Below are 26,879 nucleotides of genomic sequence, written 5' to 3' on the forward strand. Positions count from 1 at the left end.
TGGAAACCCTGCTGATCCCGTTCCAATACAGCTATATGGCCAATGCGATCTGGGTTTCCGCACTGGTCGGCGCGGTCTGCGCCTTTCTGTCGGCCTATCTGATGCTGAAAGGCTGGTCGCTGATCGGCGATGCGCTCAGCCATTCCATCGTGCCGGGGGTTGCCGGGGCCTATATGCTGGGCCTGCCCTTTCGCTTCGGCGCCTTTCTGTCGGGGGGCTGGCCGCGCTGACCATGCAGTTCCTGAACAGCCGCTCCGGCCTGAAAGAGGACGCGATCATCGGCCTGATCTTTACCGGGTTTTTCGGGCTGGGGCTGTTCATGATCTCGCTGAACCCGATGGCGGTCAGCATCCAGACGATCACCATGGGCAATATTCTGGCCATCGACCCCGGCGACACGCTGCAACTGGTGATCATCGGCACGGTTTCGCTGGCGATCCTGACAGCGAAATGGCGCGACCTGCTGGTGGTGTTCTTTGACGAAACCCATGCCCGCACCATCGGCATCAATGTCACGGCCATGCGCGTGCTGTTCTTTACCCTGCTGGCCGCCTGCACGGTCGCCGCCATGCAGACGGTCGGGGCCTTTCTGGTGATCGCGCTGGTGGTGACGCCGGGCGCGACCGCCTATCTGCTGACCGACCGCTTTCCGCGCATCATCATCCTGTCGGTGAGTATCGGCACCGTCACCTCGGCCGTCGGCGCCTATCTGTCGTTCTTTCTGGACGGCGCGACGGGCGGGCTGATCGTCGTCATGCAAACCCTGATCTTTCTTGCGGCCTTTGTCCTTGCCCCGAAACACGGCATCCTTGCCGCCCGCCGCCGCGCCGCCGCAGCCCTGAAGGAGTCCGCGTGATGGAATGGCTGACCCTGCCCTACAGCTTTCCCTTCATGCAGAATGCCGCGCTGATCGGCGCGGTCATCGCCGTGCCGGCGGGGCTGCTGTCGTGTTTTCTGGTGCTGCGCGGCTGGTCGCTGATGGGCGACGGTGTCAGCCATGCCGTGCTGCCGGGCGTCGTCATCGCCTATATGCTGGGTGCGCCGCTGTTGCTGGGCGCCTTTGTCGCGGGGCTGACCTGTGCGCTGGCGACGGGCTGGCTGGAATCGAACAGCCGGGTCAAGCAGGACACGGTGCTGGGCGTCGTCATGTCGGGCATGTTCGGTCTGGGGATCGTGCTTTACACACAGATCCGGTCCTCGCTGCATCTGGATCACATCCTGTTCGGCAATATGCTGGGGGTGGGCACGGATGATCTGACGCTGTCGTTCCAGATCGCCGCCGTGGTGACGCTGGCGCTGGTCCTGACGTGGAAAGACCTTGCCCTGATCGCCTTCGATCCGGTTCAGGCGCGGGTCGCCGGTCTGCGGGTCCGCGTGCTGCATTACGGGTTGCTGGTCGCGCTGTCGCTGACGATTGTCGCGATGCTCAGCGCGGTGGGCATCATCCTGTCGGTGTCGCTGCTGATCGCGCCGGGGGCCATCGCCTTTCTGATCACCCGCAGGCTCAGCCGGATGCTGGTCGTCGCGGTCGGCATTGCGCTGTTTGCGACGCAGGCAGGGGTGCTGATCAGCTTCTGGCTGGATGCCTCGACCGCCGCGACCATCGTGCTGATCCTGACGGCAATATTCACGCTGGTCTTTATCGGCCAGCGCATCGCGGCGGCGCGACGGGCCGCGTCGGCCTGACCCCTGCGGCATGCGGCCCGGATTCGAGACCACGGCCGCAACCTGATGCCCCCGCCCATCCGGCGGGGGCGCTGTCCGGGCTGCGGGTTCAGGCCGCATCCGGCGCAGCACCACGCAGGGCCGCCGGATCAGACCTCGATGAATTCGCGCACGAAACGGGTCGCGGGTTTCGAGCGGATATCCTGCGGCCGGCCGATCTGTTCGATCTGGCCCATCGACATGACGACGACCAGATCGGCCAGTTCCATCGCCTCCTCCTGATCATGGGTCACGAAAATCGTGGTCAGGCCGGTGGTGTCGTGGATTTCGCGCAGGCCCTGCCGCAGCTCCTTGCGGACGCGGGCATCCAGCGCGCCAAAGGGTTCGTCCAGCAACAGCATCCGCGGCTCGATCGCGATGGCGCGGGCCAGCGCGACGCGCTGGCGCTGACCGCCCGAAAGCTGGCTGGGAAAGCGCCCGCCGATATCGGGCAGTTGGATCAGGTCCAGCAGCTTGGTCACCCGCCGGGTGATTTCCGCGTTCGAGGGACGTTCACGGCGCGGCCGCGCGCGCAACCCGTAGGCGATGTTTTCAAACACCGTCATGTGCCGAAACAGCGCATAGGACTGGAACACGAATCCCGCCCGGCGTTCCTGCACCGTCAGCCCGGTCGCATCCAGCCCGTCGAACTTGACCCGCCCCGAGGTCGGGTATTCCAAGCCCCCCAGAATGCGCAAGAGCGTCGTCTTGCCCGAGCCCGACGGCCCGAGCAGCGCGACCAGCGCCCCCGAGGGGATCTGCAGGCTGACCGGGCGCAAGGCAGCGGTGGCGCCGAAGGTCTTGGCGATTTCGTCGATTTCGATGAGCATCCTCATATCCCTTCGGTCGGATCAATGTTTGCGGCCGGTGGCCAGCGCGTCCGAATGACGCCATTCCAGCGCGGTTTTCAGCACCAGCGTCACCAGCGCGAGCAGCGCCAGCACCGCAGCCATGGAAAAGGCCGCAATCGACATATATTCGTTATACAGCATTTCGATCATGATCGGCATGGTCGCGGTCTGGCCACGGATCTTGCCCGACACGACCGCAACCGCACCGAATTCCCCCATCGCCCGCGCGTTGCACAGCAAGACGCCATATAGCAGCGCCCATTTCACATTGGGCAGGGTCACGGTCAGCAGCACCCGCCAGCCAGAGGCGCCAAGGGTCAGCGCGGCCTCTTCCTCGGCGCGGCCCTGTTCGATCATCACCGGGATCAGTTCGCGCGCGACAAAGGGGAATGTCACGAACATGGATGCCGAGATGATCCCCGGCAGCGCAAAGATCACCGGATAGCCCATGCCGACCAGCCAGCCGCCGATGGCGGTATTGATGCCGAACAGCAGGACCAGCGCCAGACCGGCCACGACGGGCGACACCGAAAACGGCAGGTCGATCAGCGTTATCAGGAATGCCTTGCCGCGAAAATCGAACTTGGTGATCGTCCAGGCGGCGGCCAGTCCGAATATCGCGTTCAGGGGCACGGTGATCGCCGCGACCAACAGGGTCAGCCAGATCGCCGAGCGCGCCTCGGGGCGGGACAGTGAGGCGATCGCCTGCACCGTGCCCCGCGCCAGCGCCTCGGCAAAGATCACGCCAAGCGGGGCCACGACCAGCAGGGCCAGCAGCGACAGGCTGAGCGCGATCAGCAGGACGCGGGTGGGGCGGCGTTCCTCGGTGACGGGATGCCAGCGTTTGGGGGCGGGTTGGCCTCGGGACGCAATCAGGACATCAGACATGGCCAATCCTCCGGCGGCTCCAGATCTGGATCAGGTTGATGACCAGCAGCATGGAAAATGAAATCAGCAGCATGGCGATGCCGATGGCACCCGCCGCATCATAGTTGAATTCCTCCAGCCGTATGACGATCAGCAGGGGGGCGATCTCGGTCTTGTTGGGGATATTGCCCGCGATGAAGATGACCGAACCGTATTCGCCGACCGCGCGCGCCAGCGACAGGGCAAAGCCGGTCAGGGCGGCGGGCATCAGCATCGGCAGGATGACCCGGCGGATGGTATAGAACCGCGTCGCGCCAAGGGTGGCCGAGGCTTCCTCGACCTCGCGCTCGATCTCGCCGATGACGGGCTGGACGGTGCGGACGACAAAGGGCAGGCCGACAAAGATCAGCGCGATCAGAATGCCCCATTGCGTATAGGCGATGCGGCCCGAAAACTCGACGCCAAAGGGTGAAAACAGGAAATTGCCGATGGGCGCCAGCCAGTTCTTGGCGAATTGCCCGAACAACCCGTTCGGCGCATAAAGCGCGGTCAGCGCAATCCCCGCGACGGCGGTCGGCAGGGCAAAGGGCAGATCGACGATGGCATCGACGATGCGGCGGCCCGGAAATTCATAGCGCGCCAGCACCCAGGCCAGCAGCGTCCCGGTGATCAGGTTGAACAGCGCGGCGAAAAACGCCAGCCGGAACGACAGGAACAGCGCATTCCAGACCCGTTCGGTGTTCACAACCTGCCATGTGTTCGACAGGCCGAAATTCACGCCATGCAGCAACAGCGCGCCAATCGGCAACAACACCACGATCGACAGCATCGTCACCGTGATGCCCATGCCGAGCCTGAAGCCCGGCATGGGAGATTTTGCGACGAACCCGTTCATCATTTCGCCGTATAGATCTGGTCAAAGGTGCCGCCGTCACCGAAATGCTCGGCCTGCGCCTTCTTCCAGCCGCCGAAATCGGCGATGGTCACCAGATCCAGTTCGGGGAAACGGGCGACGTCTCCGGGATCGGCCTTGCTGGTATCCCAGCCCCGGTAGAAGTGCTTGAAGATCAGGGCCTGCGCCTCGGGGCTGTAAAGGTAATCCAGATAGGCCTGCGCCAGCGCGCGCTGGCTGTCGTTTTCGATGTTCTTGTCGACGATGGTCACCGGCGGCTCGGTCAGGATCGAGACCGAGGGCACGACGATTTCGAACTGATCCTCGCCCAGTTCTTCCAGCGCCAGATAGGCCTCGTTTTCCCAGGCCAGCAGCACGTCACCGATGCCGCGCTGCGCAAATGTCGTGGTCGAGCCGCGCGCGCCGGTATCCAGAACCGGGACATTGCCGAACAGCTTGGCCAGGAATTCCTTGGGGTCCTGCCCGTTCTTTTCGGCCCAGGCCCAGGCCGCCAGATAGTTCCAGCGCGCCCCGCCCGAGGTCTTCGGGTTCGGCGTGATCACCTCGACCCCGTCATTCACCAGATCGCCCCAGTCCTTGAGGCCCTTGGGGTTGCCCTCGCGCACCAGGAAAACGATGGTCGAGGTATAGGGCGACGAGTTATGCGGCAGGCGGGTCTGCCAATCTTCGGGCAGCAGGCCGCGTTCGGCGATCTGGTCGATATCGGCACCAAGCGCCAGCGTCACCACCTGCGCCTTCAGCCCGTCCACGACCGCACGGGCTTGCGCGCCCGATCCGCCATGAGAGGTTTCGATCGCCGGGCGGGCATTGCCGTCGGCCACCCATTTTTCGACGAAGGCATCGTTGATGGCGCGATACAATTCGCGCGTCGGGTCATAGCTGACGTTCAGCAGCCTGTCCTGCGCGGCCGCGATCTGCGGGGTCGCGACCAGCGCAAAGGCGGTCAGGGCAGCGGCCAGAATGCGGCGCAGCGGGCGCGCCCCGGCCCCTGCCCGGCCGAGGTCATCGGAACGGCAATCCTGACCCATCGCGCGGGATCCGGCGGTCATGTCCGCGCTGAAATCCGTGAAACGGCCAAGCTTGGGATGAGGTCTGTTCATGTCGTTTTCCTTTTCCTTGGCGGGGGTCCGAACAGGGCCATGAGGCTGCCTGCCCCGCTTGCACTAAATATCGACAGAGATTGTCGTATATCGCAAGAATAAAATTACGCCAAAAGCAGTCGTGTTTATGATGTTTTTGTTTTCACACCGCTAAAGGAACATCGTTCCAGCCATTCCGGGGCGCAAAAGAAAATGTTCCAGCGCCGCAGGCCGACCGTTCAGCGACCGTCTGGCGAATCACCGATCCGGATGGGCCGACGCGCGCCCGGTCGCGGCCATTTGCACCTTCCGGGGCGAATCGCAGGGTCGTGATGGCGGCGGCTTGCAGCAGAAATCACGACCGGAATCGCAACACGCCGCAGCGGCGGCTGCGGCGTGTTTCATCGAATATCCGGCGGCTGGACGAAGGGCGGGACAGCCTAGTCCAGATCCAGGCTTTCCTCGGCCTTTTGCGCCAGAGCCTCGGCGCGGGCGGCCAGTTCGGCCATGCCTTCGGCGATGCTGGGCGGCACCACGGGCACCTCGACGCGCTGCGGATTGGATTTCAGCCGCTGCAATTCGCGTTCCGCCGCCGCCGCGCGATCCTCGATCGCGGAAAAGCGGTCGGCCAGCATCAGCCCGGTCAGCAGCAGCAGGCGCGGCTCGGGCAGGCGCCCGGCCTGCGACAGGATCTGCTGCGCCTCGGCATCCAGCATGGCGGCGGCGCGTTTCAGCAGCCGCTCTTCGCCCTCTTGGCAGGCCAGCGTGTAATTCTTGTGTCCGATGGTGAAATCGACCTCGGCCATCTCAGCCCCTTTCCTCATTCGTGACAGCCGCGGCGCGGCGGGCGCGGCCATTGGCAGGGCGGCAGCTGTCGGCCAGCATGGTTTCCAGCGTGTCCAGAACCTCGCTGAACTGCGCGATTTCGGCGGCGCGGGCGCCGCGCAGCGCCTCCAGCTCCGCTTCGAGCGCGGCGCGCGCCTCATCCGCGCTGGCACCGCCGCTGTCGGCGCGCGACAGCAGGTTGCGGTTGGCGTTCGACAGGGCTTCGTTCGTGGCGACCAGACGCGCGGATTCCTGCTCCTGCTGGTTCAGGCGTTCGCCCAAAGCCTCGATCCGCGCCTGCGCCGCCTGACGGGCGGCATCGGCGGCGGCCAGCGCCTCGGTCAGGCGGGCGTTTTCGGCGCGCAGATCCTGCAATTCCCCGATCAGCCGGGGATCGGGTTCCGCCACGGTCTCCGCAGCATCCGGTGCGGCAGGTTCCGCCTGCCCTGCCCCGGCGGCATCCGCCTGTCGCAGCCGTTCGGCCGCACGTTCGATCGAATAGTCGATGCGATCCAGCGCAGCGATCAGCCGCTTTTCGCTGCCTGTCAGATCCCCCATCATCGGCCGCTTCCTTTCAGCTATTCTTGCTCGTTTTGTCATTCCCTGCCCCGCATGACAAGCTGGCAGGCGGATCGGCGGCGGAAACGCTGCGGCCAACCGGCGGGAACGTGCGCCTTTTCACAGCGGATGGCGCGACATATAAGGCGGTGTCACATTTGGAAGGATCGCCCATGCGCCGCGCCACGATCACCCGCGAAACGGCCGAAACCGCAATCGAGGTCACGCTGGATCTTGACGGGACCGGCCGCTACGACAACCAGACCGGGGTCGGCTTCTTCGATCATATGCTGGACCAGCTGTCGCGCCATTCGCTGATCGACATGACGGTGCGCGCCAGGGGCGACCTGCATATCGACGACCACCACACGGTCGAGGATACCGGCATCGCCATCGGGCAGGCGCTGGTTCAGGCGCTTGGCGACAAGCGCGGCATCCGCCGCTATGGCAGCTTTCATCTGGCGATGGACGACACGCTGGTGCGCGCCGCGCTGGACCTGTCGGCGCGGCCCTGTCTGGTCTGGAACGTCGATTTTCCGACCCAGAAGATCGGCACATTCGACACCGAACTGGTGCGCGAATTCTTTCAGGCGCTGTCCACGCATGGCGGCATCACCCTGCATGTCGACCGCATCCACGGGCTGAACAGCCACCACATCGCCGAAGCCACCTATAAGGCCGTCGCCCGCGCGCTGCGCGAGGCGGTGGAGCCCGACCCGCGCATGGCGGGCATCCTGCCCTCGACCAAGGAGGCGCTGTGATGCGGGTCGCGCTGGTCGATTACGAAAGCGGCAACCTGCATTCGGCGGAAAAGGCGCTGGTTCTGGCCGGGCGCGAGGTCGGGGCAGAGGTGGTCGTGACCTCGGACCCCGCCGTCGTTCACGCCGCCGACCGCATCGTCCTGCCCGGCGACGGCGCCTTTCCCGCCTGCCGTGCGGCGCTGGATGCCGTGCCCGGCATGGTCGATGCGCTGCGCGAAGCGGTTCTGGATCGCGGCCTGCCCTTTCTGGGCATCTGCGTCGGCATGCAGATGCTGGCGGACAGCGGTTTCGAATATCGCGAAACGCCGGGTCTGGGCTGGATCCCCGGCCAGATCCGCGCCATCGAACCCGTCGGGCTGAAGGTGCCACATATGGGCTGGAACGACCTGACCATCCACCGCCCCCATCCGGTGCTGGAAGGCATCCGGACCGGCGATCACGCCTATTTCGTCCATAGCTGGCGCTTTGCCACGGCCGACCGGGACGATCTGATCGCCTCGGTCGATTATGGCGGCGAAATCACCGCGATCGTCGGGCGCGACAATATCGTCGGCACCCAGTTCCATCCCGAGAAATCGCAGGATGTCGGGCTGCGGCTGATCACGAATTTCCTGCGCTGGAATCCGTGATCCCGGGCGGCTAGCGAACCTTGGTCCAGGTCTGCGTCCTGCAAAACACCGCGACGCAGCCCGAAACGTTCAGCCGGTTGCCGCTCAGTTCCATCTTGGAACGATAGGTCTTGTCCGCGCCCGGATCCCAGATCGTGCCGCCCGAAAACTTGCCGCCGCCCTCGCTGACCATATCGGCGACGATATTGCGCCCGGTATGGGGCGACGAGATTTCCTGCCCCTGACCGTCAAAGGATTTCACCAGCCGCCCGCAGGATTTGCCCCCGCAATCATAGAATTCGACCATGCCGACATGGCCGTTGTCATTGGCCTGCGTCTGAAAGATCCCGCTGATCTCCTGCGCCATGACCGCGCCGCCGGACAGCATCGCGGACAGGCTGAACGCCGCCGCCAGAACCGTGCATTTCATCCCGCTTTCCTCCCTCGGGGTTGTTCTGGTCGCAGGATGCCCGCCCCCTGCGCCCGCGATCAAGTCTGACGTGAGGTCGGCTGGAAACAGCCCGGCACCGGCCTGTCGGGGCTTTCTGAAACCGCCCCGCTGTGGCGAAGGGTGCCACGAAAGAAAGAGGAGACCCGGTGATGATCCTGTACCCCGCCATCGACCTCAAGGACGGCAACTGCGTGCGGTTGCTGCGTGGCGAAATGGACGCGGCCACCGTATTCGGCAACGACCCTGCGGCTCAGGCCCGCGCCTTTCAGGACGCGGGGGCCGAATGGATCCACCTTGTCGACCTGAACGGCGCCTTTGCGGGCCATCCCGTCAATGCCGACGCCGTGCAGGCGATTCTGGCCGCGATCACCGTCCCCGCCCAGTTGGGCGGCGGCATCCGCGACATGGCGACCATCGAGGCATGGATCGACCGGGGTCTGGCCCGCGTCATTCTGGGCACCGTCGCCGTCGAAAACCCCGCGCTGGTGACCGAGGCCGCGCTGGCATTCCCCGGCAAGATCGCCGTCGGCATCGACGCGCGCGCGGGCCGCGTCGCGACCCGTGGCTGGGCCGAGGAAACCGATGTCACGGCCACCGACCTTGCCCGCCGCTTCGAGGACGCGGGCGTCGCCGCGATCATCTATACCGACATCGACCGCGACGGCGCGATGCAGGGGCCGAACATCTCCGCGACCGAGGCGCTGGCCCGCGCGGTCAATATCCCGGTCATCGCCTCGGGCGGGGTGTCGTCGCTGGACGACCTGCGCGCCCTGCGCGCAACCGGCGTGATCGCGGGTGCAATTTCCGGCCGCGCGCTCTATGACGGCGCGATCGACCTGGGCGAGGCGCTGCGCGAGGTCGCCTGAGCCCGGCCATGAACTGGCTGGAGATGGCACTTGTCACCGCGCCCTTCTGGCTGCTGGCCCTTGGGCGCCTTGCACGGGCAAGGGCCGGGCGCCGGCTGCTGACGGGATGCACGATCCTTGTGGCGATCGAGCTTGCACTGCTGTTCTGGCTGGAACATGATTGCGGCCATTCCGGCATCATCGGTTTCAGCGGGATATGCGGCGTCACTCCGCCCTGGCTGGCGGGGCTGCTGGAACCACCGGTCATTCTGGGGGTGCTGGCGCTGCCCGTCCTGATCGCCCTGTCGCTGATCACGGCCCTGATCATCGAGATCCTGCATCGCCGCCGCTAGAGCAGCCATGCGGGGCCTTTCCCACAGGCCGGTATGGCGCTAAAGACCAAAGCCGCGACAGGAGTCCCCCATGCTGAAAACCCGCATCATTCCCTGCCTTGATGTCGCCGATGGCCGCGTGGTCAAGGGCGTCAACTTCGTCGACCTGATCGACGCGGGCGATCCGGTTCAGGCGGCGCGCGCCTGCGATGCCGCCGGCGCGGACGAGCTGTGTTTCCTGGACATCCACGCCACCCATGAAAACCGGGGCACGATGTTCGATCTGGTGACGCGCACGGCGGAACAATGTTTCATTCCGCTGACCGTCGGCGGAGGCGTGCGCAGCCACGCCGATGTGCGCGACCTGCTGCTGGCAGGGGCGGACAAGGTCAGTTTCGATTCGGCCGCCGTTGCCAATCCCGATGTCATCGCCGAAGCCGCCGATCGTTTCGGCAGCCAGTGCATCGTCTGCGCCATCGACGCCAAGACGGTCGCGCCGGGCCGGTGGGAAATCTTTACCCACGGCGGGCGCAAGGCGACGGGCATCGACGCGGTCGAATTCGCCCGCACGGTCGCGGCCAAAGGTGCCGGGGAAATCCTGCTGACCAGCATGGATCGCGACGGCACCAAATCCGGGTTCAACATCCCCCTGACCCGCACCATCGCCGATGCGGTCGATATTCCGGTCATCGCCTCGGGCGGGGTCGGCACGCTGGACCATCTGGTCGAGGGCGTGACCGAAGGCCATGCCAGCGCGGTGCTGGCGGCCTCGATCTTCCATTTCGGAACCTTCACCATCGCCGAGGCCAAGGCCCATATGGCGGCAGCGGGTATTCCCGTGCGGCTGGCGCCCCCACCCCTGCGCGCGGATGCGGATGCGGATCTGGGCGAAAACCCGGTGAGGCTGGCATGACAAACGGCATCGAACGGCTCGCCGCCACCATCGAGGCGCGCAAGGGCGCCGACCCGTCGGAAAGCTGGACGGCCCAGTTGCTGGCCAAAGGCCCCGAAAAATGCGCCGAGAAATTCGGCGAGGAAGCGGTGGAGGCGATCATCGAAGCGGTCAGGGGCGACCGCGCCCGGCTGACCAGCGAGGCGGCGGATGTGCTGTATCACCTGCTGGTGATGCTGGCCGCGCGGGATGTGTCGCTGCGCGATGTCGTGGCCGAACTCGACCGTCGCGAAGGGCAGTCGGGGCTGGCCGAAAAGGCCGCGCGCGAATAGCGGCAACCGGCGGGCCGCGCCCCGAAACCGCGCCCGCGTCGATCCCCGGCGCTAAAGCCGCAGCAGATAGCGCCGCCCCGGCGCGCTGCGCGAGGCCGAGGTCAGGGTAAAGGGGTCGCCTTCGGGCACGAAACCCGCGCCGGTGACCAGCTTTTGCGCGGGCTGGTCGTTTTCAAACACCTCGGCATGGATCATCTGCGCGCCGAAGCGGTCCTGGATTTCCGTGACAAAGGCCAGCAAGGCTTCGCGGCCAAGCCCGATCCCCGAGGCCGTGGGCGCAATAAATCCGTGCAGGATCAGTTGATTGGCTGCACCGCCGACCGCCGCACCTTCCCGGCTTTCCAGCCCGATCGCACCGATGATCTGCCCATCGACACGCAGGCTGCACCAAAACGGCGGCACGCCACAGAAACCGCGCAGGATGCGCGCGAATTCCGCAACCGACATGCCCGGCGTGAAAAAGGTCAGGTGCGGCGCGACATCCCGCAACGCAGCGATGTCATAGAGCATCGGCAGATCATCGGCGGCAACCCCGGTGATCCGCACCCTTTCGGATGCGATGTCAAAGGGTTGGGCGCGAACGAAATCCTCGATCGACAGGGTCATCAGACCCAGACCGGGACGCAGTTGTTCCTGGGGGATCGAGGCATCGCGCACAAAGCCCAGCCTGTGCAGCACGCCGCGCATCCGGTCGTTGTCGGACAGAAACCGGCCATGGGCGGTATTGGCGCCGGTCAGAAACAGACGCGACAGCGCGCAGGTCGCGGCGCGGGTCGCGATGCCGCTGCCCTGATACCGCCGGTCGATCCAGCAGCCCAGTTCCGGGGCGGCGATCACCAGCCCGGCGAAACGCCCATCGACGCGCACGGCATAATCCCAGCTTTCGGCGCCGTTGAAACGGTCATCGCATCTGGTCCGGCTGTAGGGAAAGGGAAAGCTGTGCAGCCAGCCCGCGACCTCCGGCTCCATCATGGCCAGAGAAATCGCCGGGGTATCCCCCGCGACGGGCCTGCCTAGCGTTACACGCATCGCTCGGACACCGGGACGATCCTGACGCTGCCCTGCACCGCGGACAGCGCGATCTGGCCATTGGCCAGACGCAGCGCATCTTCGCCAAACACCTCGGCCCGCCAGCCATGCAACGCGGGCAGATCGCGTTCGCCCGAGGCGATGGCATCCAGATCGGCGGATGAGGCGATCAGCTTGGGCGCCACATTCGCGGCTTCGGCCTTGGCTTTCAGCAGCACGCGCAGCAGTTCCGACAGCGCGGCGTTCCCGGCGCGGCCGGGTTCCTCGGCGGCGGGTTTGGGCAGGTCGCGCGCCTCCATCCCGGCCTTGACGGCGGCCAGGATGCCCTGCGCGATATCGCCCTTGCGCGCGTCGCGCAGCAGCAGCCGCGACTTGCCCAGATCGCCTTCGGATTGCGGCCGGGTCGAGGCCAGTTCGATCAGCGCATCATCCTTGAACACCCGCGAACGCGGCACGTCGCGCAACTGGGCATAAGCCTCGCGGAAGCGCGCCAGTTCGCGCACCACCGCCAGAAAACGCGGCGCGCCGGACCGCGTGCGCACCTTTTCCCAGGCATCTTCCGGCCTGGTCACATAGGTCGACGGCGCAAGCAGCACGGCCACCTCTTCCTCGACCCAGGGGGCGCGGCCGGTCTTTTCCAGTTGCGCCGACAGGAATTCATAGATCACCCGCAGATGCGTCACATCGGCCAGCGCGTAATCGGCCTGATCCGCCGACAAGGGGCGCCGCGACCAGTCGGTAAAGCGTGACGACTTGTCCAAAGGCTGGCGGGCGATCCGCTTGACCAGCGTTTCATAGCCGACCTGTTCGCCAAAGCCGCAGACCATCGCCGCGATCTGGGTGTCAAACAGCGGATCGGGCAGAACCCCGGCGTCGTGGAAAAAGATTTCCAGATCCTGACGGGCGGCATGGAACACCTTGACCGTGTCCTTGTGGCGAAACAGGTCATAGAGCGGTTCCAGCGACAGATCGCCCTGCAACGGGTCGATCAGCACCGCAGGCCCGCCCGCCGAACGCGGATTGCCCGCCGGGGGCAAGGCAGCCTGAATCAGGCAAAGTTTTGAATAATATGTCCGCTCCCGCAGGAATTCGGTATCCAGCGTGACATAGGGCTGAGCCTTGGCCAGCGCGCAGAAAGCGGCGAGTTCGTCGGTGGTGGTGATCGTCTGGACTTCTTTTGCGGACATCCGCAGTGAACCTTTCAAATGGCGGGGCCTTGGATCCGGCGCATTCTTCCACATAGGCCCGCGCCACAGAGAAGGTGCAATATTTTCGTTACGATTTTCACCATGCGGTGTTGGTTTTATGTGCCACATCGCATGCGATGATGACCATTCATACCCATGTTCACACCCGCAGCAGGTCCATTCCGGCCCGACTGCTCACCTCATGACCCGTGCAGTTATAGCATCCGCCCGTCGCTGCAATCAAATCTGTCGGCAGGTTTCCGCGATCTAAAGCGGTTCGATGTCGCCCGCCGCACGCTGCGCGTGGAATGATTCGACAAATTCCCCCAACTGCTGATTCGCGATCGCCCCCCGCAAGCCTGCCATCAATTCCTGAAAATAATGCAAATTATGCCAGGTCAGCAGCATGCCGGAAATCATTTCCGACGACCGAAAGACGTGGTGCAGATAGGCGCGGCTATAGCCCGTGCAGGCCGGGCAGCCGCATTCCGCATCCAGCGGGCGCGGATCGTCGGCGTGACGGGCGTTCTTGATGTTGACCTGCCCGCGCCGCGTCCATGCCTGCCCGGTGCGCCCGGACCGCGACGGCAGCACGCAATCCATCATGTCGACACCGCGCACAACGGCGCCGACGATATCGTCGGGCTTGCCGACCCCCATCAGATAACGCGGCTTGTCCTGCGGCAGGTAGCCGGTGGCATAGTCCAGCACGCCGAACATCGCCTGCTGGCCTTCGCCCACGGCAAGGCCGCCGATCGCATAGCCGTCAAAGCCGATGGCCCGCAGCGCCTCGGCGCTTTCCTGACGCAATTCGCGCGTCACCCCGCCCTGCATGATCCCGAACAGCGCATGGCCCGGCCGGTCGCCAAAGGCGTCGCGCGACCGCTGCGCCCACCGCATCGACATCCGCATCGACGTCGCGACCGCCTGCTCATCCGCGGGCAGCGCGGGGCATTCGTCGAAACACATCACGATGTCGGATCCCAGCTTGCGCTGGATTTCCATGCTGGTTTCGGGCGACAGCATGTGCTTGCTGCCATCGACATGGCTGGAAAAGGTCACGCCTTCTTCGGTCAGCTTGCGCAGCCCGGCCAGTGACATCACCTGAAACCCGCCCGAATCGGTCAGGATCGGCCGGTCCCAGTTCATGAATTCGTGCAGGCCGCCCAAACGCTCGATCCGGTCGGCGCCGGGGCGCAGCATCAGGTGATAGGTATTGCCCAGCAGGATATCGGCGCCGGTCGCGTGCACCGATTCCGGCAGCATCGCCTTGACCGTCGCGGCGGTGCCCACGGGCATGAAGGCCGGGGTGCGGATCTCGCCCCGGGGTGTCGAGATGGTGCCGGTCCGCGCCAGCCCGTCGCTGGCCTGAACGGCAAAGGAAAATCGTTTGCTCATGTCGCGGCTGATACCTTGCTGGCGGGGCGGATGCAAAGATTGCGATACGTCATTCCCATTTCGCCAGCGGCGGCAGGCTCATCAGAACAGCATTGGCGTCATGGCCGGTCGCCAGACCGAATTTCGTGCCGCGGTCATAGACCAGATTATATTCCGCATAAAGCCCGCGATGCACCAGCTGCGCCTCGCGATCCGCATCAGTCCAGGGCTGGGCCATGCGCTTTTCCGCCAAGGGCAGGAAGGCGGGCAGGAACGCCTCGCCCACGGCCTTGGTAAAGGCGAAATCGGCCGACCAGTCGCCCGAATTCAGATCGTCGTAAAAGATGCCGCCGACGCCGCGCGCGCGATTGCGATGCGGGATATGGAAATATTCGTCCGCCCATGCCTTGTAGCGATCATACAACCCACCCTCGAATCCATCGCAGCATTCGCGCAGAACGCCATGAAAATGCGCGGTATCTTCGCCATATTCGATGGCCGGATTCAGGTCAGCCCCGCCGCCGAACCACCATGCGCCGGGGGTCCAGAACATCCGCGTGTTCATGTGGACGGCAGGGGCATGGGGGTTTTGCATATGGGCGACAAGGCTGATGCCGCTGGCCCAGAAACGCGGATCCTCGGTCACGCCGGGGATGCCGCGTTCGCGCATGGACGCCTGCGCGGCGGGGGCCAGCGTGCCATGGACCTCGGACCAGTTGACGCCGACCTTTTCAAAGACCCGGCCGCGCCGCATCAGCGACATGATGCCGCCGCCGCCATCGTTGGGACGGGTGGTCGGCGTCACCTGAAACCGGCCCGGCGCACTGTCGCCGGGACCACGATCCTCCAGCGACTCGAAGGCCGCGACGATGTGGTCGCGCAGGGCACGGAACCAAAGCGCCGCCTGTTCGCGTTTCACACGATCATCCAGAGTGCCAGCCATCGCGCGCCTTCCTTTTTCCTGTTCCCGCTTGTCTTGGCATCACCATTGCATGACAGTGATGCCGCGTCTTTCAGTAAAGGCCTGATCCATGACCCGCAACATCACCCTTGCCCTGATCCCGGTGCTGATCCTGACCGCCTGCGGCACCCCGCAGGAACAATGCATCCGCCGCAATACCGGTGAATACCGCACGGTCAGCAGCCTGCTGGCCGAGGTCGAGGGCAATATCGCCCGCGGCTATGCCTGGGAAGAGCGCAACGTCCCCGGCACCGAATGGGACAGCTGCCCCTATGTCATCCGCGACAAGAACGGCAATCGCGCCATGGGTTACCGCCCTCGCCTGCGCAATGTCATCGAGACGGAACGTTTCCGCGTTCCCATCGACCCCGCCGCCGAAACCCGCAAGCGCGACAATCTGGCCGCCCGCAAGGCGAGTTTGGCGAAATCGGCGCAATCGGCGGTTTCCGCCTGCAAATCCGCCTATCCCGAATAGCGCCCGCTCAGAAAACGGCGGGTGTCGCACCATCGGCAAGGCTGCGCCCGCCATCGACCCGCAGGATCTGCCCGGTCATGAAGCCCGAGGCCTCGCCGGCCAGAAAGGCCGCCACCGGCCCCAGCTCATCCGCCCCCGCGATCCGGCCAAGCGGCGTCGCCGAAATCAGACGGTCGCGCAGCCCCGGATCCTCGCGCAGCATATTCTGCAGGTTGTTCGACATGATGCTGGCAAAGGCCAGCCCGTTCACCCGGATCCGTTTGGGCGCAAGGGCCACCGCCAGCGACCGCGTCGCCTGCGCCAGCGCGGCCGAGGCGATGGAATAGCTGAGGTTGCAGGGCTGCGGCCGCTCTGCCGCCAGCGAGGTCACATTGACGATCGCCCCCGCCTGAACGCCGGGCTGGTCGGTTTCGGCCTGCGCCACCATGCGTTTCGCGACCAGTTGCGACAGCCGCAGCGCAGAGACCATGTTCTGACGCATCAATTCGCCCAACTGGTCCTCATCGGTGGACAGCGGGTCGCATTGCATCACGTTGCGATGGGCATTGACCAGAATATCGACGCGGTCAAAGGCGTCGATGGTGGCCGAAACCAGATTGGCCAGCGTCAGCTTTTTCCCCAGATCGCCCGCGAAACTTTGCACCTGCCCGGCGGAACTGGCCGGCAGATCGCCCAGCTCCACCTGCAGCGCGGCCTCGTCGCTGTCGGCATACATGACGATGGCGCCCGCTTCGTGGAAGTGGCGGGCAATGGCGCGACCGATCCCCCGGCCCGCGCCGGTGACGATCGCGACCTTGCCCTGAATCGAATGGATCATCCTTTACGCCCCGTGCTGCTACGCCCCGTGCTGCGGCCCGCAGATCTGGCGCCACCCCGTCCCGCGTCCCCCCGTCCCGCACCGCTGGCCGTCAGGATCTTGAAACGCGTGTCGCCGCCCAGTTCGGCCACTTCGGCAAAAGAGGCGCGCAGCGGCTCTTCATAGGGAAGGTGGCGATTGGCGACCATCCACAGCCGCCCCGCCCCGGTCAAAAGCCGCGCGGCGGCGGCGATGAAGCCCGCGCCAAGCCGCGGATCGGCGGCCCGCCCCTCGTGAAAGGGCGGGTTCATGATGACGCCGTTCACCGGTTCGGGCAGGCTGAAATCCAGCGCATCCGCCCAATGGAACAGCGCGCGCGGGTCGGTGACATTGCGCCGCGCGCAATCCAGCGCATCGGCATCCGCCTCGACCATGTGCAGGGTCTCGACGCCGGGATGTTCCAGGATACGCGCCCCCAGCCAGCCCCAGCCACAGCCCAGTTCGACGATGCGGGTGGGCAGTTTTTCGGGCAGCAGCGCGGCCAGCGCCTGACTGGCCGGATCCGGACCATCGGCGGAAAAGACGCCCGGACGCGTGACCATGCCCGGCGCGGCCTGAATATCCTGCATCCGCCAGCTTTGCGGCACCCATGCACCGCCCGCGACCGCGACGCGAAAGATCTTGCCATGCGCGCGGGAATCGACCTCGTCCACCTGGGTCAACCCGCGCAGCTCGCGCAGGATCGCATCGACACCGTCGGTCTTTGCCCATCGACCCAGAACGCGCCATCCCTGGGCAGCAGGGCCACCGCCCCGGCGATGCGGGCATGGGTGACGGCACGGGCGCGGGCGACAAAGATCACCGCATTGTCAAAGCGCCCCTCGGGCGCTGTGGCGACGGCAAGGCCCCGCGCCGCGATCAGGCGGTTGTCGGGGTAAAACCCCTGCACGACCTGGGTTTGCGCGGGGTCGAAACCGCCCAGATCATCGCGCGCCGACGGCCCCCATAGCAGCAGGCGGCCTTGTTGCGGCGCATCCTGCAGCGCCAGTCGAAGACGGGAAACGGCCACGTTCTTCCTTGCTCTTTTTCCATGGTGCATTGCAGCGGATGCTGCTGTCGGCGGGCCAGTTCCATGACCTGCGCGACCTTGGTTTCCGCGACCTCGTGCGAAAAGACGCCGACCACCGCGATGCCCCTGCGATGCACGGTCAGCATGATTTCATGCGCCTGCGCATAGGTCATGCCGAACAGCCGCTCCAGCACATAGACGACGAATTCCATCGGCGTGAAATCATCGTTGAGAAGCAGGACCTTGTACATCGGGGGCCGCTGCGTGCGCGGCCGCGTCTTGACCACGAGTTCAACGTCCTCGCGGTCGCCAGGGTTGTCGGTCATGAACGGTTCAGTCACGAATAGGCCAGTCCGGTGTTGCGGAAAATCTCGTCACCCCAGAATATATGCCGATCGGACGAAGATGAAAGACCCCGAGAGCGCGGCGCATCGCCGATCGCCGCCCCTGCGCTCGCAGAATTCGGCCATTTCCCGGAAAAATGGTGAAAACCACGGTTCCCGCGCGGAAAAACCCGTGCTATTATTGGAATATTAATAAAGAGCCCGCAAACATGACGGGCCGATACAGGCAAAAGAGACCGGGATAGTGAGCAGAATCAGCACCAGAGTCCGTGCAGGACTACTTTTCATTTTGGCGTGCATCCTGCCGGTCGCGGCAAGCGCAGCGCCTTTCGCAGCCTATGTCATGGACGCCCGGACGGGACGCGACCTGTATTCGCAGAATGCGGATACGCGGCTGCACCCGGCCTCGCTGACCAAGATGATGACCCTGTATCTGGCCTTTACCGCCGTCGAACGCGGCCAGATCCGTCTGGACAGCAAGATCCTGATCTCGCAGCACGCGGCCAATCAGCCGCCGTCGCGCCTTGGGCTGAAGCCCGGCCAGCGGATCGAACTGCGTTATCTGATCCGCGCCGCCGCCGTGAAATCGGCCAATGACGCCGCCACCGCCATCGCCGAAGGGCTTGGCGGCGGGTCGGAACAGGTCTTTGCCCAGCAGATGACCTCGATGGCGCGGGCGCTTGGCATGCGCAACAGCCAGTTCCGCAACGCCCATGGCCTGACGACCGAGGGGCATTTTTCCTCGGCGCGCGACATGTCCATTCTGGGCCGTCGGCTGTTTTATGATTTCCCCCAATATTACAACATCTTCTCGCGCCGCTCGGCGGATGCCGGGATCGCGAATGTCGCCAGCACGAACAAGCGGTTCCTGGACAGCTACGAAGGCGCGGATGGCATCAAGACCGGCTACACCCGCGCCGCGGGCTTCAACCTGACCGCCTCGGCGCAGCGTGGCAACAAACGGCTGATCGCGACCGTGATGGGCGGGCAATCGACCGCACATCGCAATCAGATCATGGCGCAACTTCTGGATGCGGGCTTTGGCAAGGCCCCGACACGGGTGCGGGAAATAAGACCCGAGCCGCCGCAATACATGGCCGAAACCCGCGTCCGCCGCACGCAGGTCGCCCGCAATGAAACGACCAGGGCACCGCAAAACTTCCGCATCGCAGCCTCGGCCCGTCCGGCGGCGCGGTCGAATTCGGCATCGCTGGCGAACCTTGCGCCGGCGCAACCGGCCGCCCCGGCTGCCGCCGCAGCCCCCGCGCGGGGCGCAGCCCTGCAGGCCAGCGCCCGCCCAAGCCGCAAACCCGGCCATGCCCCGGCGGTCGTCGCGACCAAATCGGCGACGGATTCCGCCGTGGCGCTGGCGATGGAAGCCCGTCCGGAAGCCCGCCCCGAAGAAGGTGACGCGGCAAGCTCCGCCCCCGGGCTGAGCAGTTCGGCCCGCCCCGCCCGCCGCGCCGGTCGCGTGGACGAGATCAGTTCGGCCGCCGACGTCCAGCCCGCCGATGCGGCATCGCTGTTTCCGCAGGCCGATGCCGCGGCGCCCGAAGCTCTGACCCGGACCGCCGCCGTCGCCCCCGCACGTCGGGCCGATACGATCATCCTGGCCTCGATGGCCCCGGATGAGCAGCAGGAACCGCAGGCAACCGAAATCGTCTCGCGGATCAATGGCGGCAGCAAGAACTGGGGCGTGAATATCGGCCGCTATACCTCGCAAAAAGAGGCAGAGCAGATATTGCTGCGCACCGCCCTGCAGGAAAGCGCCACCCTGGACAGCGCGCTGCGCCGCGTGGCCAATACCAATCGCGGGTTCGAGGCGAATTTCGTCGGCCTGACCCGCGCCTCGGCGGAACTGGCCTGCGACCGGCTGGTTGCCCGTCAGATGAACTGTAATATCCTGCGCCCCTGAATATCGGGCGGACAGGCATCATGACAAAGGGCCGCATCTGCGGCCCTTTGTCATGTCCTGTTTCCTGATGCAGCTTTCGCATCAGCATGGGCCCCGCGAAGCCGCCTTTACGGCTTGGGGTGGTCGTCCCATTCCGAGCTTAGAATCCGTTCGGCATCGCCTTTGGGATCTTCGTATTGCTGGCGCATCAGCGACCAGACGAAGGCCGCAAGGCCAAGGCCGCCAAGCAGCAAGGTGACCGGGATCAGGATGGCGACGATGGACATGGGCCCTCTTTCGATATTCAGCGCAGCCGCAGCGCGTTCAGGGTCACGCAGATCGAACTGAGCGACATGGCCAGCGCCGCAATCAGCGGCGTGGCAAATCCCAGGATCGCGATGGGCACGGCAAAGATATTATAGCCGAACGAGATATTGAAGTTTTCCTTGATCCGCTTGCGGGCGGAACGGGCCACGGCCAAAGCCTCGGGGACGGGACGCAGGTCGGTGCCCATCAGCACGATATCGGATGCGACCCGCGCCGCATCCAGCGCCGATGCCGGAGAAATGGCGACATGGGCCGCAGCCAGTGCCGCCGTATCGTTCAGCCCGTCACCGACCATCAGAATGCGCGCGCCCTGTGCGCCCAGTCCGGTCACGGCTTCGGCCTTGTCGACCGGCGTGACCCCGGCCCGCCATTCGGCGATGCCAAGGCGCCCGGCGATATCGGCGACCGCCGTCTGCGTATCGCCCGACAGCAGCATCACCCGGCAACCCGCGCGGCGCAGACCAGCGACGGCCTCCTCGGCGCCCGGGCGCATGCGATCCTCGAACTCCAGCCGGATCGGGGGCAGATCCGCGATGCGCAGCCAGGTCGAGGCCACCCGCCCCTGCCCCGGCGCCGCACCGATCCAGTCGGCGCGACCGATGCGGACCGGCTGGCCCTGCCACAGCCCCTCGACCCCGTGACCGGGGACCTCGGTCACGCGCTCCAGCGTCACGGCAGTCACGCCCTGCGTGGCCAGCGCATGGGCCAGCGCCCGCGACAACGGATGCGAGGAACCTTCGGTCAGGGCCAGCGCGACGGGGCGGTGTTCGACCGGCAACACATCCGGATCGACCAGTTGCGGGGTGCCCATGGTCAGCGTGCCGGTCTTGTCAAAGATTACGGTATCGACCTCGGACAGGCGTTCCAGCGCGGTCGCGTCCTTGATCAGCAACCCCTTGCGAAACAGCCGCCCCGAGGCTGCGGTCATCACGGCGGGCACGGCCAGACCAAGGGCGCAGGGGCAGGTGATGATCAGCACCGCCGCCGCGACATTCACCGCCATGCGCAGATCGCCCGCATGAATCATCCAGCCCAGAAAACTGCCGAAAGCGACGATATGGACGATGGGCGTGTAAAGCGCCGAGGCCTGCTGCGCCAGCGTCGTATAGCGGCCGCGCGCGGATTCGGCATTGGCCACCAGTTCGGTCAGCTGCGCCAGCGAGCTGTCGCGGCCGGCCGCGGTCACGCGGACGGTCAGCAGGCCGGTCAGGTTGACCTCGCCCGCCGACAGCATCGTGCCGGGCGCGGCGACCACGGGCAGGCTTTCGCCCGTCAGCAGCGAGCGGTCGATTTCGCTTTCGCCGCTGGTGATCCGGCCATCCGCAGGCACGCGGGAACCGGGCCGGATGCGGATCAGATCGCCCGGTACCAGCGCGGCGACCGGCACCAGTTCTTCGCCCGTGTCGGTGATGCGAAAGGCGCGCGGCACCTCCAGCGCGGTCAGTTCCTCGGCGGCGGAACGGGCGACGGCGCGGGTGCGGTAATCCAGATAGCGCCCGATCAGCAGGAAAAAGCACAGGGTCACGACGCCGTCGAAATAGGCGTGGCGGCCCGAGTTCATCGTCTCATACAGCGACATGCCGCTGGCCAGGATCAGCGCCAGCGAGATCGGGAAATCCATCACCACCTTGCCATGGCGCAGCCCGCGCCGGGCATTGGCGAAAAAGGGCTGGCCCGCAAAGGCGATGGTCGGCAGCGCGATCATCGCGGATACCATGTGGAACAGGTCGCGAGTCGCGCCTTCGGCACCCGACCAGACGGCGACGGACAGCAGCATGACGTTCATCATCGCGAAACCGGCGACCCCGGTGCGCATCAGAAGATCGCGCCCCTTGCGATCCGCCGCAGTCGAACTGAGCGCCGAGGGGTCCAGCTCCAACGCCTCATAGCCCGCGCGTTCGACCACCGGGATCAGGTCATCGGCGCCAAGGCCGGGCGCTTTGACGGTGACGCGGCGCAGGGTCAGGTTGACGCGGGCGCTGTCGACGCCGGGATGGTTGTTCAGCGCGCGTTCGATATCGGTGATGCAGGTCGCGCAATGGATGCCGGGCAGCGACAGGATCACCTCGTCCTTGCGGGCCTTTTCCTGCGCGATCCGCATGGCGATGGGGGCCACGTCGCAGGCCGGGCAGGCCGACAGCCGCGAATCAGATCCCTGATCCTCAAAGCCTTGGGCGGTTGCGTCGCTCATCTATCTGACCCTTGCGCCGGTGAAATGGTCGATACGCTGGCGGAACAGGGTGCCATCCTCGGCCACGGCGGCAAGATGGATGATCCGGGCTCCGGGGGCGAGTTGCAAGGGCGTCGAAAAGATCCCGCCCTGATAGGTCAGGTTCAGTTCCTGATCATCGCGGACATGGGTGGGCCTGCCGATCGTCACCGCCAGCGATTGCAGCCGCGCCGGATAGCCCTGCGCGTCGCGGATGGTCAGCGACAGCACCCGCCCGTCATATTCCGGCGTCACCGTCCAGTGCAGCGCGTCCTGCGCAGCGCGGTCGCGGTCGAAGCTCTGCGAGGCGACATAGCTGTTTTTCACCTCCAGCCCCGGAAAGGTCGATACCGCCTTGACGGCCATCAGCACATTGACCCCGATGATCACGCCGAAAGCCGCAAGGCAGATCATCAGGACGTGTTTTCCGGTCAATTCGCGTGTCATCGTCACATTCCCTTTCCATGAAAAACCGTCCCGACAGAGGTGCGGATGCCCTGCCCCTGCCCTTCGACCCACAGGTCGATGTCGGTCCTGCCCTGCTGCGCCAGGGCGGAACCGGCGGGGGCGGTCAGATAGATGCGCTGCATCTGCGTGGCATCGGCGGGCACGGTCAGCGTGTTGTCCGAATGACCTTCCAGCACCAGTTCGGCGCCCGGGATCGGCTGGCCCGCGCCATCGGTCGCGGTGATGGCAAAGGGCTGATCGCTGCCATCCTTGTTGCGCAGCCGGATTTCATAGGCATTGCGGATCGAACCGTCCGACATGGTGACGAATTGCGGGTTGCGCACCGGCGTCACGTTCAGGTCAAAGGGCGAACGCATCAGCAAAAGCACCAGCAGCCCGACGCCGAAACCCGACCACAGCGCGAAATAGACCAGCGTGCGCGGGCGCAGGATATGACTGATGATCGGGCGGGCCCTGCCGCCGGCGCGTTCGACGGTTTCGTCGCTCAGCGCCATATAGTCGATCAGCCCGCGCGGCTTGCCGATCCTGGCCATGACCTCGTCGCAGGCGTCGATGCACAGCGCACAGGTGATGCATTCAAGCTGCTGGCCGTCGCGGATGTCAATGCCCATCGGGCAGACGTTGACGCAGGCCATGCAGTCGATGCAGTCGCCCTTGGTCCCGCCGTCAGAGCGCGTCAATTCGCCCTTGTGGATCTTGCCGCGCTCCTCGCCGCGCCAGTCGCGATAGGCGACGGTCAGGGTGCTTTCGTCCATCATCGCGGCCTGAATGCGCGGCCAGGGACACATATAGATGCAGACCTGTTCGCGCATGAAGCCGCCAAAGACGAGAGTCGTGGCGGTCATGATCGCGATGGTGGACCAGGCGACGGGATGGGCGTTCAGCGTCACGAGGTCGCGCAGCAGCGTCGGCGCGTCGGTGAAGTAAAACACCCATGCCCCGCCGGTCAAAGCCGCGATGACCAGCCAGATCAGCCATTTGGTCAGGCGCAGGCGCAGTTTCCGCAGGCTGTATTTTTCATTCCACAGCCGCAGGCGAGCGTTGCGGTCGCCCTCGACCCATCTTTCGGTCAGGATGAACAGATCGGTCCAGACGGTCTGCGGGCAGGTATAGCCGCACCAGACCCGGCAAAGGCCGAGTTGAACAGGAACAGCCCCAGCCCCGCCATGATCAAGAGACCCGCGATGAAATAGAATTCATGCGGCCAGATCTCGATCCAGAAAAAGAAGAAACGGCGGTTGGCCAGATCGACCAGCACCGCCTGATCAGGCAGATTCGGCCCGCGATCCCACCGGATCCACGGCGTGATGTAATAGATCCCCAGAGTGATCGCCATGATCACCCATTTGAGGTTGCGGAACCTGCCCTTGACCCGGCGCGGAAAGATCGGCTCTCGGGCCTGATACAATTGCGGCGGCTCGGCATGCTGCGATGACATCCTGGCTCTCCTTGTTCGCAGGGGCGTTATGGACCCCTTCGCCGGGCGCCACCTTGACCTGCATCAGAAACGCAGCCCGGATCTTTGGCCTTTTGCCCGCCGCGTGGCATGGGCCTGATTGTCGCAGCGAGGCAGCGGGATGACCCCTGCGGGCCGAAACATCTGGACGGCAGCCCGCCCGCTGCGTCAGGATCAAAACGGCACCGACCCCCAGGAAACGCGCGAACAGGAGGAGGTCGGTGCCTATCCGCGTGGCGCGAACCGCGCGGAATGCCGTGGTTTCGTCAGGACGGCGGGCCTATTCGCCGCCGCCCAGACTGTGGACATAGCTTGCGACGGCGCGGATATCGGCATCCGACAGGCGCCCCTGCCATGCGGGCATCACGCCGAACGGACCGCTTGCGATGATGCGCGAAATCGTCGCAGCGTCCCCGCCATACAGCCAGATCGCATCCGTCAGGTCGGGCGCGCCCTGTTCGCGGTCGCCGCTGCCGTCGTCGGCATGGCAGGCCGCGCAGTTGTCGGCATAGACGGTGGCGCCTTCGGCCGCCGCTGCGGCATCATGGCTCTGGCCCGACAGCGCCAGCACATATTGCGTGACCTGACCGATCTGGCCGCGATCCAGCAGGCCATCGGTGCCGAAGCGCGGCATTTCCGAATAGCGCGTATCGCCGTCAAGCGGGTCGCGGATGCCGTGCCGGATCGTCGTGTGGATATCGTCGATCGTGCCGCCCCACAGCCAATCGTTGTCCAGCAGGTTGGCATAGCCCAGCGCCCCCGCAGCCCCCGAACCGTGGCATTGCGCGCACCATGTCCGGAACACCGCGCCGCCCGCGTTCTGGGTATAGTTGACCAGTTCGGGATCGGCCCCGATATCGGTCAGCGGCGTATCGACCAGCTTGGCCTGCACCGGGGCATTCGCCGCGTTGAAGCGCTGGATTTCGGCCGCCACGTCATTGCGCACCGAATAGCCCAGCACGCCCTGCGTCACGCGGTCGACCAGCGGAAAGGCCGGATAGGCGATGACATAGGCCAGCGACCAGACGACCGTGGCGTAAAAGGTCCACAGCCACCAGCGCGGCAGCGGGTTGTCATATTCGCGGATCCCGTCCCATTCATGCCCGGTCGAGGGGACCTCGACCACCTGACGCCGGCCCTTGCGGTTGCGCACCACACGGGTTTCGCGGGTGGCGACATCCACGGGCGGCGTCACGGCGTGACCCTGCGGATCGGTCGGCGGGTTCGCCGCGATATCGGCCATGTGTTCGCGATCGGCGGCCTGGCGTTCAAGCGCGATCCGGTTGTCCGGATTGCCGGCGCTTGCTTGCTCGTCGTCTTTACCGGACATCACTTTCTCTCCATGTCCTGCCGGGGGGCCGGATGGGTTTCGTTGCGGAAGATGCTTTCGGCGGCATCGCGATGGATGGCCCGCGATCCGGGTCGCAGCGCAAAGACCCCGACCCCCACGAAGAACAGCACCCAGGCCAGCAGGAACCAGCTATCCGCGAATTGGCGAAGCAGGCTGTATGTTTCCATGTCAGCACCCTCCTTAACGGTTCGGATCGGGCTGGAAGGTCGAGAAATCGACCATCGTCCCAAGCACTTGCAGATAGGCGATCAGCGCATCCATTTCCGAAATCCCGGCACGGCGGTCAAAGTTGCGCTGCTGCGCGCCGGGGTAGCGTTCCTCCAGCCCCGAGGCGTCCTGATCGGGATCGGCCTGCGCGCGGAAATCCTGACGGGCCTCGGCGATCATCTCCTCGGTATAGGGGACGCCGACCAGGCTGTCGGTGTGCAGGCGCTGCGACATCTGCGACAGATCGATCATGCGGTTCGCCAGAAAGCCGTATTTCGGCATGATCGATTCCGGCACGACGGATTGCGGATCGACCAGATGGTCGAAATGCCATTCATCCGAATAGCGCCCGCCGACCCGCGCCAGATCCGGCCCGGTGCGTTTCGACCCCCATTGGAACGGGTGGTCATACATCGATTCCGCCGCAAGGCTGTAATGGCCATAGCGTTCGACCTCGTCACGCATCGGACGGATCATCTGGCTGTGGCAGGTATAGCAGCCTTCGCGGATGTAGATATCGCGACCCTTCAGCTCTAGCGGGGTGTAGGGGCGGACCCCTTCCACCTTCTCGATGGTGTTTTCCAGATAGAACAGGGGCGCGATCTGGACGATGCCGCCGATGGTCACGACAAGGAAGGAAAAGACCAGCAGCAGCGTCGCGTTCTTTTCAAGGATCTTGTGCTTTTCAAGAATGGCCATGATCCGTTTCCC

28 protein-coding genes and 4 pseudogenes are annotated in these 26,879 nt (G+C 65.2%); 10 read left to right on the forward strand and 22 right to left on the reverse strand.

The window, feature by feature from the left end:
• The first annotated feature begins 35 nt into the window (after positions 1–35).
• Together PE067_RS04775 and PE067_RS04780 are read left to right on the forward strand one after the other, a co-directional pair.
• Positions 36–856 (forward strand): annotated as a pseudogene (locus PE067_RS04775) (metal ABC transporter permease).
• Positions 856–1,686: a metal ABC transporter permease gene (locus PE067_RS04780; RefSeq protein ID WP_276188064.1), complete on the forward strand. Its 831-nt coding sequence runs from the start codon at positions 856–858 to the stop codon at positions 1,684–1,686. Before PE067_RS04775 ends, PE067_RS04780 begins: the two are co-directional and overlap by 1 nt.
• Before the next feature lie 128 nt (positions 1,687–1,814).
• Here PE067_RS04780 and PE067_RS04785 read toward each other — a convergent pair whose 3' ends face one another.
• From PE067_RS04785 to PE067_RS04810, 6 genes are all read right to left on the reverse strand, one after another.
• Complete coding sequence (locus PE067_RS04785) at positions 1,815–2,534, reverse strand: ATP-binding cassette domain-containing protein (RefSeq protein ID WP_276188065.1); 720 nt, start codon at positions 2,532–2,534, stop codon at positions 1,815–1,817.
• Between the two features lie 21 nt (positions 2,535–2,555).
• The gene (gene cysW, locus PE067_RS04790; RefSeq protein WP_276188066.1) at positions 2,556–3,443 is read right to left on the reverse strand and encodes a sulfate ABC transporter permease subunit CysW; all 888 of its coding nucleotides are present in this window, start codon (positions 3,441–3,443) and stop codon (positions 2,556–2,558) included.
• Positions 3,436–4,290 (reverse strand): sulfate ABC transporter permease subunit CysT, encoded by an 855-nt coding sequence (gene cysT, locus PE067_RS04795; protein WP_276188067.1) that lies wholly within the window; start codon positions 4,288–4,290, stop codon positions 3,436–3,438. Before cysT ends, cysW begins: the two co-directional genes overlap by 8 nt.
• Positions 4,291–4,316: 26 nt before the next feature.
• Positions 4,317–5,435, reverse strand: coding sequence for a sulfate ABC transporter substrate-binding protein (locus PE067_RS04800; protein ID WP_276188068.1), 1,119 nt, complete (start codon positions 5,433–5,435; stop codon positions 4,317–4,319).
• Positions 5,436–5,854: 419 nt separating this feature from the next.
• Positions 5,855–6,220, reverse strand: a complete 366-nt coding sequence (locus PE067_RS04805) for a cell division protein ZapA (RefSeq protein ID WP_276188069.1) — start codon at positions 6,218–6,220, stop codon at positions 5,855–5,857.
• Between the two features lies 1 nt (position 6,221).
• Entirely contained in the window at positions 6,222–6,800 is a 579-nt protein-coding gene (locus PE067_RS04810) for a hypothetical protein (protein ID WP_276188070.1), read from the reverse strand.
• A 170-nt stretch (positions 6,801–6,970) separates the two neighbouring features.
• Here PE067_RS04810 and hisB point away from each other — a divergent pair, with 170 nt between their 5' ends.
• Together hisB and hisH are read left to right on the forward strand one after the other, a co-directional pair.
• A complete protein-coding gene (gene hisB, locus PE067_RS04815; protein WP_276188071.1) occupies positions 6,971–7,558 on the forward strand; it encodes an imidazoleglycerol-phosphate dehydratase HisB in 588 nt (195 codons plus the stop codon).
• Positions 7,558–8,187: an imidazole glycerol phosphate synthase subunit HisH gene (gene hisH, locus PE067_RS04820; protein WP_276188072.1), complete on the forward strand. Its 630-nt coding sequence runs from the start codon at positions 7,558–7,560 to the stop codon at positions 8,185–8,187. Before hisB ends, hisH begins: the two co-directional genes overlap by 1 nt.
• Before the next feature lie 10 nt (positions 8,188–8,197).
• Here hisH and PE067_RS04825 read toward each other — a convergent pair whose 3' ends face one another.
• The gene (locus PE067_RS04825; protein WP_276188073.1) at positions 8,198–8,596 is read right to left on the reverse strand and encodes a DUF2147 domain-containing protein; all 399 of its coding nucleotides are present in this window, start codon (positions 8,594–8,596) and stop codon (positions 8,198–8,200) included.
• Positions 8,597–8,766: 170 nt separating this feature from the next.
• On the opposite strand from PE067_RS04825, the gene hisA reads away from it, so the two are divergent.
• The 4 genes and pseudogenes from hisA to PE067_RS04845 all read left to right on the forward strand — a co-directional run bounded on the left by hisA (position 8,767) and on the right by PE067_RS04845 (position 11,018).
• Positions 8,767–9,483 (forward strand): 1-(5-phosphoribosyl)-5-[(5-phosphoribosylamino)methylideneamino]imidazole-4-carboxamide isomerase, encoded by a 717-nt coding sequence (gene hisA / locus PE067_RS04830; protein WP_276188074.1) that lies wholly within the window; start codon positions 8,767–8,769, stop codon positions 9,481–9,483.
• Between the two features lie 8 nt (positions 9,484–9,491).
• Positions 9,492–9,815, forward strand: coding sequence for a hypothetical protein (locus PE067_RS04835; protein WP_276188075.1), 324 nt, complete (start codon positions 9,492–9,494; stop codon positions 9,813–9,815).
• 70 nt (positions 9,816–9,885) lie between these two features.
• A pseudogene (gene hisF / locus PE067_RS04840) lies at positions 9,886–10,644 on the forward strand (imidazole glycerol phosphate synthase subunit HisF); the annotation flags it as partial.
• Between the two features lie 59 nt (positions 10,645–10,703).
• The gene (locus PE067_RS04845) at positions 10,704–11,018 is read left to right on the forward strand and encodes a phosphoribosyl-ATP diphosphatase (RefSeq protein ID WP_276188076.1); all 315 of its coding nucleotides are present in this window, start codon (positions 10,704–10,706) and stop codon (positions 11,016–11,018) included.
• Between the two features lie 51 nt (positions 11,019–11,069).
• Here PE067_RS04845 and PE067_RS04850 read toward each other — a convergent pair whose 3' ends face one another.
• The 4 genes from PE067_RS04850 to hemF form a co-directional block, all read right to left on the reverse strand.
• Positions 11,070–12,047, reverse strand: a complete 978-nt coding sequence (locus tag PE067_RS04850; RefSeq protein ID WP_276188077.1) for a GNAT family N-acetyltransferase — start codon at positions 12,045–12,047, stop codon at positions 11,070–11,072.
• Entirely contained in the window at positions 12,038–13,234 is a 1,197-nt protein-coding gene (gene rnd / locus PE067_RS04855) for a ribonuclease D (protein ID WP_276188078.1), read from the reverse strand. The genes PE067_RS04850 and rnd overlap by 10 nt, the downstream gene beginning before the upstream one ends.
• Positions 13,235–13,501: 267 nt before the next feature.
• Entirely contained in the window at positions 13,502–14,632 is a 1,131-nt protein-coding gene (gene tgt, locus PE067_RS04860; RefSeq protein WP_276188079.1) for a tRNA guanosine(34) transglycosylase Tgt, read from the reverse strand.
• Positions 14,633–14,681: 49 nt separating this feature from the next.
• Positions 14,682–15,542 carry an oxygen-dependent coproporphyrinogen oxidase gene (gene hemF, locus PE067_RS04865; protein ID WP_276188300.1) on the reverse strand — a complete coding sequence of 287 codons (861 nt, stop codon included), beginning with the start codon at positions 15,540–15,542 and terminating at the stop codon, positions 14,682–14,684.
• Between the two features lie 100 nt (positions 15,543–15,642).
• On the opposite strand from hemF, the gene PE067_RS04870 reads away from it, so the two are divergent.
• On the forward strand, positions 15,643–16,047 hold the full coding sequence (locus tag PE067_RS04870; protein ID WP_276188080.1) for a hypothetical protein: 405 nt from the start codon (positions 15,643–15,645) through the stop codon (positions 16,045–16,047).
• A gap of 7 nt (positions 16,048–16,054) precedes the next feature.
• On the opposite strand, the gene PE067_RS04875 is transcribed toward PE067_RS04870, so the two are convergent.
• The 4 genes and pseudogenes from PE067_RS04875 to clpS all read right to left on the reverse strand — a co-directional run.
• Complete coding sequence (locus PE067_RS04875; RefSeq protein WP_276188081.1) at positions 16,055–16,864, reverse strand: SDR family oxidoreductase; 810 nt, start codon at positions 16,862–16,864, stop codon at positions 16,055–16,057.
• Positions 16,861–17,556 carry a methyltransferase gene (locus PE067_RS04880; RefSeq protein ID WP_276188301.1) on the reverse strand — a complete coding sequence of 232 codons (696 nt, stop codon included), beginning with the start codon at positions 17,554–17,556 and terminating at the stop codon, positions 16,861–16,863. The genes PE067_RS04875 and PE067_RS04880 overlap by 4 nt, the downstream gene beginning before the upstream one ends.
• Positions 17,557–17,561: 5 nt before the next feature.
• Complete coding sequence (locus tag PE067_RS04885) at positions 17,562–17,792, reverse strand: hypothetical protein (RefSeq protein ID WP_276188082.1); 231 nt, start codon at positions 17,790–17,792, stop codon at positions 17,562–17,564.
• Positions 17,793–17,923: 131 nt separating this feature from the next.
• Positions 17,924–18,238 (reverse strand): annotated as a pseudogene (clpS, locus tag PE067_RS04890) (ATP-dependent Clp protease adapter ClpS); the annotation flags it as partial.
• Between the two features lie 361 nt (positions 18,239–18,599).
• On the opposite strand from clpS, the gene PE067_RS04895 reads away from it, so the two are divergent.
• A complete protein-coding gene (locus tag PE067_RS04895; protein ID WP_276188302.1) occupies positions 18,600–20,171 on the forward strand; it encodes a serine hydrolase in 1,572 nt (523 codons plus the stop codon).
• 107 nt (positions 20,172–20,278) lie between these two features.
• On the opposite strand, the gene ccoS is transcribed toward PE067_RS04895, so the two are convergent.
• The 7 genes and pseudogenes from ccoS to ccoO all read right to left on the reverse strand — a co-directional run bounded on the left by ccoS (position 20,279) and on the right by ccoO (position 26,867).
• On the reverse strand, positions 20,279–20,437 hold the full coding sequence (gene ccoS / locus PE067_RS04900) for a cbb3-type cytochrome oxidase assembly protein CcoS (protein WP_276188083.1): 159 nt from the start codon (positions 20,435–20,437) through the stop codon (positions 20,279–20,281).
• A 17-nt stretch (positions 20,438–20,454) separates the two neighbouring features.
• Positions 20,455–22,668: a heavy metal translocating P-type ATPase gene (locus PE067_RS04905; RefSeq protein ID WP_276188084.1), complete on the reverse strand. Its 2,214-nt coding sequence runs from the start codon at positions 22,666–22,668 to the stop codon at positions 20,455–20,457.
• Positions 22,669–23,133: a FixH family protein gene (locus tag PE067_RS04910; protein ID WP_276188085.1), complete on the reverse strand. Its 465-nt coding sequence runs from the start codon at positions 23,131–23,133 to the stop codon at positions 22,669–22,671.
• 2 nt (positions 23,134–23,135) lie between these two features.
• Positions 23,136–24,592, reverse strand: a pseudogene (gene ccoG / locus PE067_RS04915) (cytochrome c oxidase accessory protein CcoG).
• A 298-nt stretch (positions 24,593–24,890) separates the two neighbouring features.
• Positions 24,891–25,940 carry a cytochrome-c oxidase, cbb3-type subunit III gene (ccoP, locus tag PE067_RS04920; RefSeq protein WP_276188086.1) on the reverse strand — a complete coding sequence of 350 codons (1,050 nt, stop codon included), beginning with the start codon at positions 25,938–25,940 and terminating at the stop codon, positions 24,891–24,893.
• The gene (locus PE067_RS04925; protein WP_276188087.1) at positions 25,940–26,128 is read right to left on the reverse strand and encodes a cbb3-type cytochrome c oxidase subunit 3; all 189 of its coding nucleotides are present in this window, start codon (positions 26,126–26,128) and stop codon (positions 25,940–25,942) included. Before PE067_RS04925 ends, ccoP begins: the two co-directional genes overlap by 1 nt.
• 13 nt (positions 26,129–26,141) lie before the next feature.
• The gene (gene ccoO / locus PE067_RS04930; RefSeq protein WP_276188088.1) at positions 26,142–26,867 is read right to left on the reverse strand and encodes a cytochrome-c oxidase, cbb3-type subunit II; all 726 of its coding nucleotides are present in this window, start codon (positions 26,865–26,867) and stop codon (positions 26,142–26,144) included.
• Positions 26,868–26,879 lie beyond the last annotated feature (12 nt).

It is taken from the genome of Paracoccus sp. DMF-8 (assembly GCF_029309835.1).
In the GTDB taxonomy this organism is placed as follows: Bacteria; Pseudomonadota; Alphaproteobacteria; order Rhodobacterales; family Rhodobacteraceae; genus Paracoccus.

Excerpts from the sequence above, each read along its gene's own strand:
- PE067_RS04810 (WP_276188070.1), bottom strand. The coding sequence starts at position 6,800 with ATGATGGGGGATCTGACAGGCAGCGAAAAGCGGCTGATCGCTGCGCTG.
- PE067_RS04925 (WP_276188087.1), bottom strand. The coding sequence starts at position 26,128 with ATGGAAACATACAGCCTGCTTCGCCAATTCGCGGATAGCTGGTTCCTG.
- PE067_RS04800 (WP_276188068.1), bottom strand. The coding sequence starts at position 5,435 with ATGAACAGACCTCATCCCAAGCTTGGCCGTTTCACGGATTTCAGCGCG.
- rnd (WP_276188078.1), bottom strand. The coding sequence starts at position 13,234 with ATGTCCGCAAAAGAAGTCCAGACGATCACCACCACCGACGAACTCGCC.
- hisB (WP_276188071.1), top strand. The coding sequence starts at position 6,971 with ATGCGCCGCGCCACGATCACCCGCGAAACGGCCGAAACCGCAATCGAG.
- PE067_RS04910 (WP_276188085.1), bottom strand. The coding sequence starts at position 23,133 with ATGACACGCGAATTGACCGGAAAACACGTCCTGATGATCTGCCTTGCG.
- hisH (WP_276188072.1), top strand. The coding sequence starts at position 7,558 with ATGCGGGTCGCGCTGGTCGATTACGAAAGCGGCAACCTGCATTCGGCG.
- cysT (WP_276188067.1), bottom strand. The coding sequence starts at position 4,290 with ATGCCGGGCTTCAGGCTCGGCATGGGCATCACGGTGACGATGCTGTCG.
- PE067_RS04870 (WP_276188080.1), top strand. The coding sequence starts at position 15,643 with ATGACCCGCAACATCACCCTTGCCCTGATCCCGGTGCTGATCCTGACC.
- PE067_RS04850 (WP_276188077.1), bottom strand. The coding sequence starts at position 12,047 with ATGCGTGTAACGCTAGGCAGGCCCGTCGCGGGGGATACCCCGGCGATT.
- ccoO (WP_276188088.1), bottom strand. The coding sequence starts at position 26,867 with ATGGCCATTCTTGAAAAGCACAAGATCCTTGAAAAGAACGCGACGCTG.
- cysW (WP_276188066.1), bottom strand. The coding sequence starts at position 3,443 with ATGTCTGATGTCCTGATTGCGTCCCGAGGCCAACCCGCCCCCAAACGC.
- PE067_RS04785 (WP_276188065.1), bottom strand. The coding sequence starts at position 2,534 with ATGCTCATCGAAATCGACGAAATCGCCAAGACCTTCGGCGCCACCGCT.
- PE067_RS04835 (WP_276188075.1), top strand. The coding sequence starts at position 9,492 with ATGAACTGGCTGGAGATGGCACTTGTCACCGCGCCCTTCTGGCTGCTG.
- PE067_RS04875 (WP_276188081.1), bottom strand. The coding sequence starts at position 16,864 with ATGATCCATTCGATTCAGGGCAAGGTCGCGATCGTCACCGGCGCGGGC.
- PE067_RS04805 (WP_276188069.1), bottom strand. The coding sequence starts at position 6,220 with ATGGCCGAGGTCGATTTCACCATCGGACACAAGAATTACACGCTGGCC.
- PE067_RS04895 (WP_276188302.1), top strand. The coding sequence starts at position 18,600 with ATGGACGCCCGGACGGGACGCGACCTGTATTCGCAGAATGCGGATACG.
- ccoS (WP_276188083.1), bottom strand. The coding sequence starts at position 20,437 with ATGTCCATCGTCGCCATCCTGATCCCGGTCACCTTGCTGCTTGGCGGC.
- PE067_RS04780 (WP_276188064.1), top strand. The coding sequence starts at position 856 with ATGGAATGGCTGACCCTGCCCTACAGCTTTCCCTTCATGCAGAATGCC.
- PE067_RS04845 (WP_276188076.1), top strand. The coding sequence starts at position 10,704 with ATGACAAACGGCATCGAACGGCTCGCCGCCACCATCGAGGCGCGCAAG.
- PE067_RS04825 (WP_276188073.1), bottom strand. The coding sequence starts at position 8,596 with ATGAAATGCACGGTTCTGGCGGCGGCGTTCAGCCTGTCCGCGATGCTG.
- hisA (WP_276188074.1), top strand. The coding sequence starts at position 8,767 with ATGATCCTGTACCCCGCCATCGACCTCAAGGACGGCAACTGCGTGCGG.
- ccoP (WP_276188086.1), bottom strand. The coding sequence starts at position 25,940 with ATGTCCGGTAAAGACGACGAGCAAGCAAGCGCCGGCAATCCGGACAAC.
- PE067_RS04905 (WP_276188084.1), bottom strand. The coding sequence starts at position 22,668 with ATGAGCGACGCAACCGCCCAAGGCTTTGAGGATCAGGGATCTGATTCG.
- tgt (WP_276188079.1), bottom strand. The coding sequence starts at position 14,632 with ATGAGCAAACGATTTTCCTTTGCCGTTCAGGCCAGCGACGGGCTGGCG.